The sequence below is a fragment of the Mycobacterium sp. NGS58 genome (assembly GCF_059812385.1).
On the sequence record NZ_JCALCO010000001.1, the window covers coordinates 18316 to 31916 of the forward strand.

The 13601-nt window shown below is 60.9% G+C and carries 13 protein-coding genes and 1 tRNA gene; 11 read left to right on the forward strand and 3 right to left on the reverse strand.

The features are described from left to right. The first annotated feature begins 61 nt into the window (after positions 1 to 61). Positions 62 to 520, forward strand: coding sequence for a nucleoside deaminase (locus AC5Y4H_RS00105; protein WP_499977499.1), 459 nt, complete (start codon positions 62 to 64; stop codon positions 518 to 520). Between the two features lie 29 nt (positions 521 to 549). Further along, a tRNA-Ser gene (locus AC5Y4H_RS00110) sits at positions 550 to 639 on the forward strand. A gap of 46 nt (positions 640 to 685) precedes the next feature. On the opposite strand, the gene AC5Y4H_RS00115 is transcribed toward AC5Y4H_RS00110, so the two are convergent. Beyond that, entirely contained in the window at positions 686 to 1810 is a 1125-nt protein-coding gene (locus AC5Y4H_RS00115) for a tyrosine-type recombinase/integrase (protein WP_499977501.1), read from the reverse strand. After that, entirely contained in the window at positions 1797 to 2459 is a 663-nt protein-coding gene (locus AC5Y4H_RS00120) for a hypothetical protein (RefSeq protein ID WP_499977504.1), read from the reverse strand. Before AC5Y4H_RS00120 ends, AC5Y4H_RS00115 begins: the two co-directional genes overlap by 14 nt. A 129-nt stretch (positions 2460 to 2588) precedes the next feature. Here AC5Y4H_RS00120 and AC5Y4H_RS00125 point away from each other — a divergent pair, with 129 nt between their 5' ends. The 7 genes from AC5Y4H_RS00125 (at position 2589) to AC5Y4H_RS00155 (ending at position 9782) form a co-directional block, all read left to right on the forward strand. After that, positions 2589 to 2873, forward strand: coding sequence for a helix-turn-helix domain-containing protein (locus tag AC5Y4H_RS00125; protein WP_499977507.1), 285 nt, complete (start codon positions 2589 to 2591; stop codon positions 2871 to 2873). Positions 2874 to 2901: 28 nt separating this feature from the next. Further along, positions 2902 to 4557: a DUF3631 domain-containing protein gene (locus AC5Y4H_RS00130; RefSeq protein ID WP_499977509.1), complete on the forward strand. Its 1656-nt coding sequence runs from the start codon at positions 2902 to 2904 to the stop codon at positions 4555 to 4557. Continuing rightward, on the forward strand, positions 4554 to 5438 hold the full coding sequence (locus tag AC5Y4H_RS00135; protein WP_499977511.1) for a protein rep: 885 nt from the start codon (positions 4554 to 4556) through the stop codon (positions 5436 to 5438). The genes AC5Y4H_RS00130 and AC5Y4H_RS00135 overlap by 4 nt, the downstream gene beginning before the upstream one ends. Positions 5439 to 5462: 24 nt before the next feature. Next, complete coding sequence (locus AC5Y4H_RS00140) at positions 5463 to 5873, forward strand: HK97-fold major capsid protein (protein WP_499978078.1); 411 nt, start codon at positions 5463 to 5465, stop codon at positions 5871 to 5873. 117 nt (positions 5874 to 5990) lie between these two features. Further along, the gene (locus AC5Y4H_RS00145) at positions 5991 to 7109 is read left to right on the forward strand and encodes a hypothetical protein (RefSeq protein ID WP_499977512.1); all 1119 of its coding nucleotides are present in this window, start codon (positions 5991 to 5993) and stop codon (positions 7107 to 7109) included. A 457-nt stretch (positions 7110 to 7566) separates the two neighbouring features. Continuing rightward, positions 7567 to 9330 carry a hypothetical protein gene (locus tag AC5Y4H_RS00150; RefSeq protein ID WP_499977514.1) on the forward strand — a complete coding sequence of 588 codons (1764 nt, stop codon included), beginning with the start codon at positions 7567 to 7569 and terminating at the stop codon, positions 9328 to 9330. A gap of 155 nt (positions 9331 to 9485) precedes the next feature. Then, on the forward strand, positions 9486 to 9782 hold the full coding sequence (locus AC5Y4H_RS00155) for a hypothetical protein (RefSeq protein ID WP_499977517.1): 297 nt from the start codon (positions 9486 to 9488) through the stop codon (positions 9780 to 9782). Between the two features lie 265 nt (positions 9783 to 10047). On the opposite strand, the gene AC5Y4H_RS00160 is transcribed toward AC5Y4H_RS00155, so the two are convergent. Further along, entirely contained in the window at positions 10048 to 10638 is a 591-nt protein-coding gene (locus AC5Y4H_RS00160; protein ID WP_499977518.1) for a recombinase family protein, read from the reverse strand. Between the two features lie 837 nt (positions 10639 to 11475). Between AC5Y4H_RS00160 and AC5Y4H_RS00165 the strand changes: the two genes are divergently transcribed. Together AC5Y4H_RS00165 and AC5Y4H_RS00170 are read left to right on the forward strand one after the other, a co-directional pair. Continuing rightward, a complete protein-coding gene (locus AC5Y4H_RS00165; protein WP_499977519.1) occupies positions 11476 to 12681 on the forward strand; it encodes an FAD-dependent oxidoreductase in 1206 nt (401 codons plus the stop codon). An 82-nt stretch (positions 12682 to 12763) separates the two neighbouring features. Further along, entirely contained in the window at positions 12764 to 13597 is an 834-nt protein-coding gene (locus tag AC5Y4H_RS00170; RefSeq protein ID WP_499977520.1) for a hypothetical protein, read from the forward strand. Positions 13598 to 13601 lie beyond the last annotated feature (4 nt).

The following is a 13601-nucleotide window of genomic DNA, read 5'->3' on the forward strand; positions in this document are numbered from 1 at the left end:
ATCAGGACCGGTCGGTGATCGCAAGCGCGGCGGAGCCGGGCGCGGCTATTGGGCTCCGTCGGTGATCAGTGACGAGGACCTGATCCGCTCCGCACTATCGGTTGCCGCGACGGCGGGTCCCCGCGACGTGCCCATCGGCGCGGTGGTGATCGCACGGGACGGAACCGAACTGGCCCGTGCGGTCAATGCCCGCGAGGCGTGGGGAGACCCGACGGCGCACGCCGAGATCCTGGCGCTGCGCGCGGCGGCCGAGGTGCTCGGTGACGGGTGGCGGCTGGAAGGCACGACGCTGGCGGTCACCGTCGAACCGTGCACCATGTGCGCGGGCGCGCTGGTGCTGTCGCGGGTCGCCCGGCTGGTATTCGGCGCCTGGGAGCCCAAGACCGGAGCGGTCGGGTCGTTGTGGGACGTGGTCCGCGATCGGCGGCTCAACCATCGCCCGGAAGTGCGCGGTGGTGTGCTGGCGCAGGAGTGCGCTGCGCCACTGGAGGCCTTCTTCGCCCGCCAGCGATTGGGGTGACGGGCATCCGGTTGGGTAAGCTCCTCGGCGGTGGCGTGTCCGAGCGGCCTAAGGAGCACGCCTCGAAAGCGTGTGACGGCTAAAACCGTCCGAGGGTTCAAATCCCTCCGCCACCGCCAAAACTACCGGCGAGAAATCGCAGGTAGGAGTATGTTTAGCAGTTTGCTACGGTTGCACTCGTGCGCCTGCTGGCCACATTTTGGCCACAACCTTGGGTGAATACCGGTCGTCCAAAGTCGTGGCGACCGCATCGAGATCGTCGTCAAACAAGTCGCTGTAGGTATCGAGCGTGACCTTCGCGCTCTGGTGGCCTAGCATCCGCTGCAGCGCCAAAACGTTGACCCCGGCTGACACCGCCAGGCTGGCGCAGCTGTGCCGCAAATCATGCGGCGTAATCTTCTGGACTCCGGCTCTGGCCACGGCCGCGGCGAACCAACCGCCGGACGACTTGGGCCGCGGAAGGTATTGGCCGTCCTGCGCGGAGAACACCAACTCGTCGGTACCCTTCCCCCGGCACTGCACGGACAACTCCTCGAGGACGAAGGCGGGCACCGGAACCGAGCGTTCCTTACGGCCTTTGGTCGGTCCCACGGCATGGGTGACACCAAGTTGCACGGCATTCTCCGATACCGAGATTCGCCGTCGCAGAAACTCGATGTCCTTTACCCGCAAGGCCGCCGCTTCTCCCCACCGGATGCCGGTGTACGCCAGCACCAAGACGAGTACGCGGTGCTGTCCGGCTTCATCGGCAAGTCGGTGAACATCAGCGCCGTTCAAGTAGACGCGGCGTTTGGCAGTCTTGCGCGGAAGGTTGTCGACACCCTTAGCTGGATTCGCCGACAGCCGTTTGGCTTTCACGGCGTCGGACAATATGCCGGACAGCACACCATGGGCCCGCAGCACGGTTGTGGTGCCGGCCCCTCTGGCGCGCATGCTACTGATCCACGCCTCGACCCCGAGGAGATCGACGTCGGTGACCGCGACTGCGCCCCACCGCGGGGCGACGTGTACGCGCCAAGCCGATTCGAGCATCCGATAATGAGATGGCGCGCATGCCTGTCGTTTCCGAGCGAGCCAGTCGGTAGCGAGTGCTCCGATGGTGGCCCGTCCGAGGGACGGGGCGATGTACTCGCCTCGAACCTTGGTCACCTCGACCGTGGCCGCGAATAGTTCGGCATCGCGTTTGGTGCGGAATCCCCGCTTTTGGGTCGATCGACGGTCGGGGGTGCGGTAACGGACACGGTAAAGCATTGTGCCGCTGGTAGTTTGGTAACGTTCAATGGTTGCCATGGTGGATTACCTGTTCTAGCTCGGCCTTTAGTCGACGTGAAATCTGCCCTCGTCGTTGGGCATTGGCCTGTGGCCCGGCGCGCTTATCACGTTCGCCCGTGAAAGGTTGTTCCCAAAGCGCTGCCATTGCGGCTGCGCCTAACGCCTGATCTACGCCCAGGTTCTTGCACATGCGCACGTCGGATTCCCTGAAGTCCTCCAGCACGCTCAGCCGAAGTTCGGGGCTTATGGCACGTAGTAATGGTGGCCAGCTTGCGGTAACGGCCGCATCGTTAATTACCTTGTTCGCCGTCTTGAGCAGCGACGAGGACATGGGTATGGGTAACGTGAAGCTCTCACCGGTGAGCGCACGCCGTAACTGCGATTTCTTGAGGCTGAACTCAGAAGTTATTTGAACCTCGCCCCTACCGGTTACTAGCTCGGCCAGTGATACTGGTCGCCCGATTAGGTCCCCGAGCGCTGCGACGGCGGCGACGTACATCGGCAAGCTCGGTGCCGTTCGTCCTGCTTCGAAGTCACCTACGCGACCCGATGTCCAGCGCAGCCCGTATCGCTGCGCCGCGCTCGCTAACTCTTCCAACGTGACTCCCGCATCGATTCGCAATTCCCTGGCACCGGTGCCCATCACTTTTCCTAGCGAGTCAGCCACGGACTCACCTTACTTTAGGCCGTGTGAACCCACTAGGAAACCAGCGACTTGACGAAATGGTTTCCGGTGGGTAGACATGACCTCGCGTCGCTGGAAACCTAGCGACTTGATGGCGAGAGGGGCATCGAGATGCCTGCAGAAGATCCGACCGATGGCGACTTGGCCCGGTTGGCCAGTGATACGGGCATCGACGTGACGGTGCTGCCCGCGGTAGCCACGGCGCGGGAACTAGCTCCTTTGTTGGGCACTACTGAGGCCTCACTCGCCCAGGATCGGTACCACCGCAGCGGCATTCCCTACATCAAAATCGGGCGCCGAGTGCGGTACCTGCGGACCGACGTGGCCCGCTACCTTGCTGCACACCGCACCGAGAGCCTGCAGGAGGTGGGCAAGGGTGAACCAGCAGCCAAGTGAACTGCCGGGTGGGGATCAGCCGGCGTCGATGACGATCGACATGGAACCTGTTGATCTTGAACCAGATTTGGTCGTCGAAGACCCTGACGTTTGGGACGGCCCCCCGGTCGACGGCGCGGAGCTGCTGGCCGACATTGAGTCCTTCGCCGGCCGGTTTCTGGTGCTGCCGACGCCGCACCACCTTTTGGTGCTGTGCCTCTGGATCGCCCACACGTGGTCTGTGAACGCGTTCTACACCACACCGAGGCTCGTGTTCAGTTCACCTGAACCTGGATCCGGAAAGACCAGGGTGTTGGAGATCCTTCAGCTCTTGTGCTGCAACGCAAAGCTCACGTTGAGCACGAGCCCGGCCGCTCTATATCGACGCATTCAGGCACAAGAGGTGCCGCCGACAATTTTGCAAGACGAATGCGATGCTGTTTTCGGCAATACCCGCAATACGCAAGCCGAGGACCTCCGGGCGCTGTTCAATTCGGGGTATAAGCGCGGCGCCACCGTGGACCGCTGTGGTCGCGAATCCCAGAACATCGCGGTAACAGAGTTTCCGGTTTTTGCACCCGTTGCGCTGGCCGGGCTGATCGGCGGATCCGTCGCCAAGCACATGCGCACCGTCCTTGATCGCGCCGTGGTATTCCACATGCAGCGGAGGGCTCCGGGCGAGCATGTCGATGACTTCCGCATCCGTGATGCCGAGGAGGCGGCGGCGCCGTTGCGAAAACGCCTGCGGGCCTGGGCGAGTGATCATCTCGAAGAATTGGGCGCGATGCGCCCAGATATCCCCGATGGCGTCCGGGATCGGCGTGCAGAGTGCTGGGAGACTCTCTTGGCGATAGCCGATGCCGCCGGCGGAGATTGGCCGGGACGTGCTCGCGAGGCTTGCCGGCACTTCGAGCTCGAGACCGATCTCGACGACGACCGCGTTTCCCTTGGCATCCGGCTGCTTCGTGACATTCGGGAAAAATTCGGTGACAACGACCGGATGCACTCCGCCACCATCGTTCGAGCGTTGACCTCGGATACGAGTTCGGAGTGGGCAGACCTGCCCGGCAAGCCGCTGGACAAACTCCGCCTAGCCAAAGAGTTGAAGAGATACGGGGTGGAATCCCACGACGTCCGCATCGGGGATTCCGTCCTCAAGGGGTACACCGTCGAAGGCGACACTGGTCTTGGGCAGGCATGGACGCGGTGGCTTCCAGCGCACGAGGGGCGCTACGTAGGCAACAACAGCGACACTGCAGATCGGGGTGTAGCGGAAGGTAGCGCCCCGACGGGTCAGCGCTACGTCGCCGCTACACCTGGAAAGTCCGCTGACCAGGAATCATCAGACACTGTCGCGGATGTCGCGGATGTAGCGGCTACCCACGAACATTCGCGTCGCGAGGTAGCACAGCATGTCGGCACTGAACTGGCCCGGTCGACCGCCGGATCCGAGACCAGCGACGAGCGGTTCGCCCGACCCGGCGAAAAGCTCAAGCGCGAGATCGCCGGAGACCGGAAAGATCAGGCCGGTGCAGACCGATCCGGCGAACAGGAAGGCAACGTCTGTCCGAACTGTGGGTCCAAGCTGGGTTCGTCGACGGGCAAATGCGTCGAATGCATTATCAGGCGCGCCAGCGCAGTTTCACCACCACTGGTCGGGTCAGGCGCTGCTCCGGGTGCGGTCTTACCGGAAGTCGGCGGATGAGCATTGCCGTTGTTCGCAGGCCTTCTCATGGGGATGTTTCAGAAGCCGAAAACATCACCTTCTCACTGGAACACCTGCGAGACCTCCGTGACTTCGGGGCGTCGATCTCCGACGATCCACTTCTCAGTGGCTGCGGCCGCAAGATCAGGCTTGGCGCCGGATCAGCCAGTGGGAGTCGCGAGCGAACCGTACACTGCCGTCGCAAATGGCTATGCCCGACATGTGGTTACGCGGCCGCGTGCGCTGAGTCGGCCAAGCTCGGGAAAAGGCTGATCGGATGGACGTCTCAAGGCCATGACGCGGCGTTGCTGACTCTCACCCAGCGCCACGACGCCGACGCTGGTCTCGCGGGCCTTTGGGACCGGCTAGAGGATGCATGGACCGCAGTTGCGCGGGGGCCGGCGTGGCGTAGCAACCGGGACGTCTTCGGCGCCCGCGGGTATGTGCGGATCGCCGAGGTCGTACACCACCCAGTTACCGGTTGGAACGCCCACCTTCATGTCCTCCTGCTCCTCGATGGCGCGCTCGCGGAACCCGACCTTGAAGATCTGAAGGCCTCGGTTGCCGGCAGGTTCGTGCGCAGAATTTGCAGCCGAGGGGGCAGCGCACACATGAATGGCCAAAATTTGAAAGCCCTGGAACTGGATACCGAAAAACGACTCGCCTCCTATTGCTTGAAGGGCACAAAGCCGATTTGGTCAGAAGGCGGGTCCCGGAGTCCAATGGCGATCTTGTCGGATTTCAGCACCACTGGGCAAGAGCCAGAACTTTGGTCGGAATTCACCGCAGCGGTAACTAATTCTCGCCGGATGCAATTGGTTACCTCGAAAGCAATCGACGCCATATGTCGACGCGAAATAGCGGAATGTACTATTACTTGATATATGGGAATTGATTAGAACGAGATCCAGGTTGCAGGCACCTACCTGTCGCCGGACGACCTCTATACGGCAGTGACATTCACCGACCAGCGCCTTTTGGACAGCACTCGTTTGCTGTGCAACCCCCAGGAGTACCGCGATTTCTATCGCTGGGACATCAACACCACGGGTTGGGCGTTCAAGGACTCAGTCGTTGCTGGCGAGCGTATCGTCCAGTTCGGTGAGTTCCAGATCGGCAAATCGATCATCATCCCGCCAGGAACCACGTACCTGACTCCGGACCCGTCCTTCTTGGGCGTCTTCCCGGTCATGTACAGCCTGGACGTCGAGGAGAACAATCTCGTCGAGCAGTTCCATAAGGGCTGGACTCTGGATGAATTAGTTGGTATGGCGATTTTGAATCCGAGAGGTATCGTGATTCTCCGTAAATCGTGACGCTCAACCCAGCTGATTTATCTGGATTCAACAGTTAGGACGAGTTAAGCCCCGACTAGAAATAGCGGGGCTTTCTCGTGGCTTGACCACTTTCAGCCTGTGCAGTAAAGTGGTGTCATGAGTGAACTCAACCAGTATGACGGTGAAATTAGACGCCTCTATCTGGGAGACAAAATGACGGATGAAGAGGTAGCTCAGGCCCTTCCAGTAAGCGTCACAGCGAAGGCTATTTCCAGTTATCGCCACCGGTACGGAATTAAGGGCCACAGGCGTGGTCCTCGCTCTTCTCTTGACGTCCACAAAGACGAAATTATAAAGCGGTATGCAGCTGGCGAAACTGATCAACAAATCGCCCAGGACTACGGGGCCTCGCAAGAAGCTGTGCGGAAAGCGCGTATGCGATGGGGAGTTGCTACGACGAGAAAAAAGGCGAGCGGTCGCTTCTCCATGGACGTGAGGTTCGAGCGAGTCAAGGATCAACTCCCCGACGCTTGGGAACGCAGTAAGCGCTGGCACACACGTCAGCAACGCATGATGGGTTCGGCGGCCAGGGTGGCCCAAGAATTTGGTGTAGGAATGTCCACCGCCCAGAAATGGCTGGCCCAACTCGGGCTCACAGAGTCCCGTAGTGTTCATGGAGCCGATGCTCGCGATCGCGCCATAGAGTTATTCGACAGTGGGCTATCAGTGCCTGCGGTGGCGCGCACAATGAGCTGCCCAGAAGAAACCGTGCGCTCCTGGATCGCTCGTGAGCGAGACTTATCTAATCCTGGTGCTCGCCGTTCATATGAAGAACAAATGGCCTTCAGGAGGGCGGTGAGCGCTGGTAAGGCATCCGCCGTAGCCGGTGCTGGCCGCTACAACTACAACGGCACCCGATTGGACTCCACAGCGGAAGTCAGGTTCGTCACAAACTGCGATCGACTTGGTATTGCTTGGCAGGTGTGGGACCGGGCCGCGATGGGGGTGTGCGAGGTCGATATCGACGACGGTGAAATCGTGCGATACGCCCCAGACTTTTTGGTCGATGAGATCCCTGTGGAGGTCAAGGGGATCTATGACGTTACCGCCTCCGTCAAGGTAAGTGCTTGGCGTAGACAGCGCGGTGACCTAGCTATGGTTATGAAGCGGGAACTCTTGGACTTAGAAGAGGCCAGATCAGCCGCAGACGCCCTCGCCACCCTCCGCGCGGCATGCTACTTGGATCCTCCGACCGATCCGGCGTACTGGGACTAATCAGCGCCGCACCCGAAAGGGTCTGATAGCCGAGCGTCGCGACGAACACCTCCACAAATACCGGCGTTCATCACCGGTGACCGGGCAGGCCTAGGCTTTCGATACCCACTATGCCGGTACCCCGGTTAGTATTGGTCACCGCCACCATGAGTCTCGCCCCTCCGCTTGAGATCTTCGGGCGAGGCTCGTTACGAATTGACAAGTCTTCCAGAGCTTTTCCCGACTTTCGGGTGGCCACTCCGTTAGCGGCGGGAGGGTCTGGATGGCGTCGAGCAGCTTCTCGCGCTCCTCATCGTCGTCGGCGTTCTCGGCGGTGAGGTACGGGCAGGTTTGGATCGCAGCATTGCCTTGGTGGACGCGGCGCCATCGCATCGCTGTTCGCCCAGTACCTTGTGCCGAGGCGATCCACGGCGGGTCGCTTGCGGTGTCGTTGTAACGGCGTACCGTCCTTTGCGCCATGACCGTCGATTGGGCCAACCTAGGTCAACTCCAATTCGATCGGACCGTCGAAGCTTTGGTGCGCCACCGGTTCGGGGATCGGGCGCGCGCGATCAACGGTAGTGGCGGTGATGACGGCATGGACATCGAAGTCAGATTTCATGACGGCCGTCTCCGGATTCTTCAGTTGAAGTACTCCCCCGAGGGGTTTTCATCGGTGTGGGGTAGACGCCGCGCCGGTATCCGGGACTCGTTTCAGACTGCGAAAAGGCACTCGCCAGAGGAGGCGACGTTGGTGGTGCCGTGTCTGTGCAGGAATTCAGAGCACGAATATGTCCAACAACTGAATGGTGGCCAGGTGCCACCAAGAATCACGGTTATCGATCGCGATGACCTGGATGCCTGGATGGCGGATGCTCCAGCTATTGAGGCCTACGTTCACCGGAACGCGACAACCGAACTCCGGGAGATGGCCCGCGATTTCAACCAAGAGCAAGCAGCTCTTCTTGGCGGTATTTCGGATGTCACGGCCCGGGTCCGCAACCTCGGCAGCCTCGTTGCCGCGGCCGACCTGGACTGGGCGGTCGACTTCGCACAGCGCGACGACACCACCGAGCTTGTCATTCGGCCCAGGGACTCCGACGCTCCGCGGCGCAGCCCGATTGGCTTCACGGTCGAAATCGGTGAGTTGAGCGATGAGCACGCTGAATTGCAGCGACAGCTACAGCGTGACGTCGGCTATGCAACATCCCAGGGGATACGGATTCCTCGAGAGGTCGTAAGGTCTGTGCGCTTCGATGGGCCAGAATTCATCGCCGGTGACTACCCGCCCGGCGCCGTCGAGATCAGTTCGGGCCCCAGCGGGCCCGGCGTCGGACAGCTCCTTGAACTCCGTGCGTTGGACGAAGGCACCGTGATCGCCAGTTATGAAGGACAGATCACCCACGCGGCGGCGGGCCCGATCGGTGGATCCATCGAAGCCATGTTCTGCGATAGTCACCTGCAGGTGAGGCTTCGGGTACCGCACGATGTCGAATCGGTCACTGATACGCAGGAACGCCCTGGATCCGGGATTGACCTCGAACTCGACTATGGTGCTGTGCCGCCGTCGGTTGTTGAGCGGGCCCTGTCAACTCGCCGTATGCTGCGCTATGCCCCTCGCCTCGAAGCCCGCATCAACGGCGACCTCCTCGTAGCGATGCGCTTATCTGATGTCTCCGATTCCGCTCAGGACTACGAAGCCGACCTGCTGGCGATCGAGCAGTTCGCGTACGACCTCGATGTCGTTCAGCGCCACACCGGCCAATTCTTCGACATCCCGGAATACATGCACCCCGGTGATCGGGTGAATATCCGAGTCGCACGTCTATTAATTGAAGGCCATATTGTCGCTTCACCTCGCGCACCGCGATTCACTATGCGGATGACCGGCAACGACACTCCCGAAGTGCGGGCTGCATTGCGGGGACCACAATCGATTGTGTGGCCCGGAGGACCGCACGCCGTGACCATCGGCGGTCGCGAGCTGATGATCGGTGACGTGTATGCGGTCCATCCCGCAGCCACCCCGGTCAATGCCGATGAAGCGATCGATGCCCTTGATGCCGGTGAGGCGCACGGCTTTGAAGTTCACTTCCGCCCCGGCGACGAGCCCTACTTCTATTTGACCCTTGCCGATGCCCCTGCCAGCGAAGTGATGCGTCGTTCGCTTGCGCAGTGGTCGTTGTGTGGCGTGGATCAACCGGGTGTTCCCGATGGCAATTGGCGCCCCCAGGCGGGGTAGTGCTGTAACTCCCGGACCTCTGATGCGACCTCGTCGTGTGCCTGCTATGCGTTGCCTAGGTGGGGGACCGGAGGCCACTTCAACGTAGTACCAGCCCCAATTGTCCGTTGCCGACCTGGTTAAACTGCGGTGAGCAGCCGGACAAGGGGGACGTGATGAACGGGAGACTGCCGGAACGAGACTGGCAGCTCGTGCACCATGACGGCGATGTGTTCTTCCTGTACAACACGAGCGAGTCTGAGGTGAGCCTCATCGAGATCGCCGCGGTCGATGCGCAACTCGACGCCGGTGGAAATGACTACGTGCGCCGGCAGAAGTCGGTTGACCCGGGTGGCTACATCGAGCTATGGCTTCGGCCCGTTTGGCGGGGCCCGAATCAGCCGCACCTGCTGGTGACATGGACCAGCGGAGACGTCCGCCGAGAGAAGACGATCATGCTCGAGGGCTTTTGAGCCAACTAGCTGGGTCAGCGTATGTGCTAATGGTCAAATCTATTCCCCGATCGGTACGAACCGGACGACGAGACCGTCGAGATGGTCATCAAGACCATCGCAATCGCGGGCGCCGCTGTCGGCGCGATGCGTCGTCTCGAAACAGACCAGATATGCGACATGCGACAACCGGCCTGTAGGTCAAGCGATTTCCCCGGTCGGCGTGTTTCAGAAGTTGGTCCCAGAAATAGCCTGCCACATCCGCAGTGTCCGAGCATTTACGTAGTCAGGCGCGATTGATAACCGGATCAGTCAGCCTTAGCACCTTCAGGGTCCGGAACACCGTGCTTCGGCTGACGCCAAAGAGAGTCGTCAACTCACTGACTGGCTCTCCCTGCTGATAGAGGCGCAGCAGTCTTTTCTGTTGGGCCACATCAAGTTTCATCGGTTTTGTCGCAGGCAACCCTCGAGTGATCCGGGCCTCCCGGGAAGCGGCTCGGCGCTCTTTGCCCAGTTCCAGTTCCAGCTCCGCGATCGTTGCCATGATGCTGGTGACAGCGCGCCCCGTCGGGGTGCTGGTGTCCACTCCTTCCCGCAGGGACCGGACATGAACGCCACGCGTGGTCAGCTCATGAAGGGCCGTCGCGACTTCCCGGACGGACCGCCCGAGCCGATCTACGGCGACGACGATGAGTTGATCGCCTTCACGAAGCCAACCCATGCAGTCCGCCCAACCCGGACGGTCACTACCACCGCGGCCAGAGGCGGTGTCGGTGAAGATCCGGTCTGGGGTGATGCCTGCGGCGCCGAGGGCGTCGTGCTGCTGGTCGATGGACTGCTGGCCGGTGGACACCCGGAAGTACGCGGCGGTGCTCATGCTCATATGGAACCGTTGCGGTCCGATAATTCATCCGGTGTCAGATCCGGGAAAAGGCGGACTCTCGTGTGACACCAGAAACCCGGACTCCCCGACCTCGCAGCTTCTGATGCCTGCGACCCGGTGCGGGGAGGTCCGGAATCTTTAGTTCTGAGACCGCATCACAGCATCGCGTCGGCCCACGTGATATGCCCCTCGAAGCCAAGAGATCTTGTGTGATAGCGGGTAGCGGTCGCAGGTGCAGATACGCGGCGCCCTGCGCCCGCGCCAACTGGCGTGTAGTCGCAGCAGTCAGATGTCGCGGCAAGACTAGATCGTAGTCCGTCGGCGACCCGCTAATCGGTCCTTTGCGGCCTGGGCTTCGGTCATGTGAGCCTCGATCCCGCGATGGAGAATTGTTTACACCAGAACACGTGTCGCGGGAAGGCCCCACGCCAGCACTGTCCGTCGCAGACCAGATTGTCGACGGCGGCGCGCATCAACGGTATAGCGCAGTCGAGATCTCCCCGAGCCCACAGTTAGTTGGCGGGCGAACGAAGAGGCAAACAAGTTCCTGCGCTCTGCACGACGCTAGTGCTTGTCGTCCGGCACCCCGGCATCGTCGCCGGCCCCCATCTCATCGAATTGGCCAACAACGAAAAGCACTGGTGCGATCATGACTGCACGAAGCTGTTGACAACCCGTGTCGGTCAGGGAGGTCCCACCGTGCGACGGTGGTGACGACCGCAACTTTGACGCTGGCCGACCGCAGTGATAGGAGGCCATAACGGTGCACTGGGAACGCGTAGCGTCGGGACGCTTCTCGCGTCCCCTAGAGCTAGAGCAGGAGAGCCCACGATGAGTGATCGTTACGACGTCATCGTAATCGGTGGCGGCCCAATGGGTTTGGCGTCAGCGTATTATTGCGCCAAGGCGGGAAAATCGGTGCTGCTGTTGGAGCAGTTTAACTTTTTCAACCAATCCGGGAGTTCGAACGACCTCGTGCGAATGTTTCGCACCGCCTACACAGAAGACTTTATGGCCACCCTGGCGTTTCAGTCCATCGACACTTGGCGCGAGTTGGAAGCTGACGCCGGCCAAGCACTCATATGGATGACCGGGCTGCTGAACTTCGGAGACCCTGACTATCCGGCCGGCCCGGAGGGCAATCTGATGGGGCCGATCGACAACATGGAGCGGCTGGGCCTGCCGTACGAAGTCTTAAAAGTCGACCAGATCATGCGGCGCTATCCGTTGCGCAACCTGCCGAGCAACTTCGTTGGTATCTTCGCGCCCACCAATGGTTGTATCAACGTGCCGTTGCTGTTGCGGAGCCTGCACCGACTGTCCCAGTCGTACGGTGCGACACTGTTGGCGCACGCTCAAGCCACAAACCTCGACATCAGTGAAAGCGGTGTCAGCGTGACCTTCACCGCAGGAGACATACAGACCGTCGAGGCATCCAAATGCATAGTCACCTGCGGCGCCTACACCAACGACGTCCTCAACAGTGTCGGGCTGCACATCGATATGCGAATCTGGGAAATGGTGTATGGATATTATGCCGCCGACGCCGGCCCCGGGGGGACGCTGTTTCCTAGCATATGGTTTCAGTTCCTCGCCTCCGCCGGCAATGATCCGGCCAAGTCGAATTTGTTCTACGGCTTTCCTACAGTCTCGTGGGGCCCGCCAAACCTGGTGCGCATCGCGGTCGACAATGCGGTCAACGTCATCAAAAATCCCGCCGAACGCAAGATCGTTCCTGCGGCCAACGACCTGCAAATTACCGCCGATTTCGTTGCCCAGCACTGCGTGGGTGTCGACGCGCGGCCGAACTATACGGGCACCTGTCTGCACGCGGACCTCACCGACAACATGTATGTGCTAGATTTTTTGCCACCCACGGTGGGAACAGGACATCAGAACGTCGCTGTGTTCACAGCCGGCTGGGGCATGAAGATGATACCGCTGATCGGCAAGATACTTTCCGAACTCGTCATTGACGGGTCCACCCCCTACGACATATCCCATTTCAGGATCACCAGGGACGGTGTGCTGTCGTGAGGCCGCGCACGCCAAAGCAATACGTCAGGGCAATCGGGCGACAGAGGTCGTGAGCGCGGGTTAATGCAATTATCGTGGAGGTGTGCCAAACCCGGAGTTGCTGAGGGAAATCGCGGCGGCCCCACAGGATGATCAGTTGCGTTGGAGAGCCGCGACCGAGTATGAGCGGGAAGGACAGCCCGCGCGGGCGCGGTTTATTCGGACTCAGCTGGCGATCGCGCGGTTGCCTTTGGGCATTGATGACCCGGAATGGTTTGTGCTGACTCGGGAGAGCAGACGGCTGCTGCAGGAAAACGAGCGGCACTGGCTGGCGGCGGATGAGCTTGTTGCGCCTCAGTCCGGACGGTATCGATTCGACCGGGGATTCGTGGAACTCGTGGAGATGGGTGTTCCGGAGATCCTGGACCAGGGGCTAAGGCAGGTAGTCGCGCTGGCACCAATCCAACACGTGGATGTGTTGCCGCCCCGGGGGAGTGGCGATCCAGCTGATCTGTTTGCCTCATTGGAGGAGCAGGCGGGGGGGCGGTTGATTTCGCTTGGATTGGCGCGCTTGGACTTGGGCGATGCCGAGATCGATTTGCTGACGGAGCGGAGGTGGGCCTCACTGCGCTGGCTGTCGCTGGCGGCTAATCGTTTGACGCAGCGAGGAGTAGCCACGATCGCCGAGAGGTGGAGAGACCAACTGCCCGCGCTTGAACATGTGGATTTGTTGGGAAATGAGTTCGACCCGGCGAATCAGGTGGAGTACGACCAGGATGTGGTGCTGCGCGTGCGGGATGAAGCCGTGGTTGCAATGGAAGATGAGCTCAGGTCACCGGTTCCATGGCTGCGGCCGATGCTAGAGGGCGGGCGAATACGTCCCATTGACCGGCTGGAGTTTGGGCGGCCGCAACATGTTCCAGCCATCCGCGGATAGGAAA

Excerpts from the sequence above, each read along its gene's own strand:
- AC5Y4H_RS00115 (WP_499977501.1), bottom strand. The coding sequence starts at position 1,810 with ATGGCAACCATTGAACGTTACCAAACTACCAGCGGCACAATGCTTTAC.
- AC5Y4H_RS00145 (WP_499977512.1), top strand. The coding sequence starts at position 5,991 with ATGAGTGAACTCAACCAGTATGACGGTGAAATTAGACGCCTCTATCTG.
- AC5Y4H_RS00135 (WP_499977511.1), top strand. The coding sequence starts at position 4,554 with ATGAGCATTGCCGTTGTTCGCAGGCCTTCTCATGGGGATGTTTCAGAA.
- AC5Y4H_RS00165 (WP_499977519.1), top strand. The coding sequence starts at position 11,476 with ATGAGTGATCGTTACGACGTCATCGTAATCGGTGGCGGCCCAATGGGT.
- AC5Y4H_RS00125 (WP_499977507.1), top strand. The coding sequence starts at position 2,589 with ATGCCTGCAGAAGATCCGACCGATGGCGACTTGGCCCGGTTGGCCAGT.
- AC5Y4H_RS00155 (WP_499977517.1), top strand. The coding sequence starts at position 9,486 with ATGAACGGGAGACTGCCGGAACGAGACTGGCAGCTCGTGCACCATGAC.
- AC5Y4H_RS00130 (WP_499977509.1), top strand. The coding sequence starts at position 2,902 with ATGACGATCGACATGGAACCTGTTGATCTTGAACCAGATTTGGTCGTC.
- AC5Y4H_RS00150 (WP_499977514.1), top strand. The coding sequence starts at position 7,567 with ATGACCGTCGATTGGGCCAACCTAGGTCAACTCCAATTCGATCGGACC.
- AC5Y4H_RS00160 (WP_499977518.1), bottom strand. The coding sequence starts at position 10,638 with ATGAGCACCGCCGCGTACTTCCGGGTGTCCACCGGCCAGCAGTCCATC.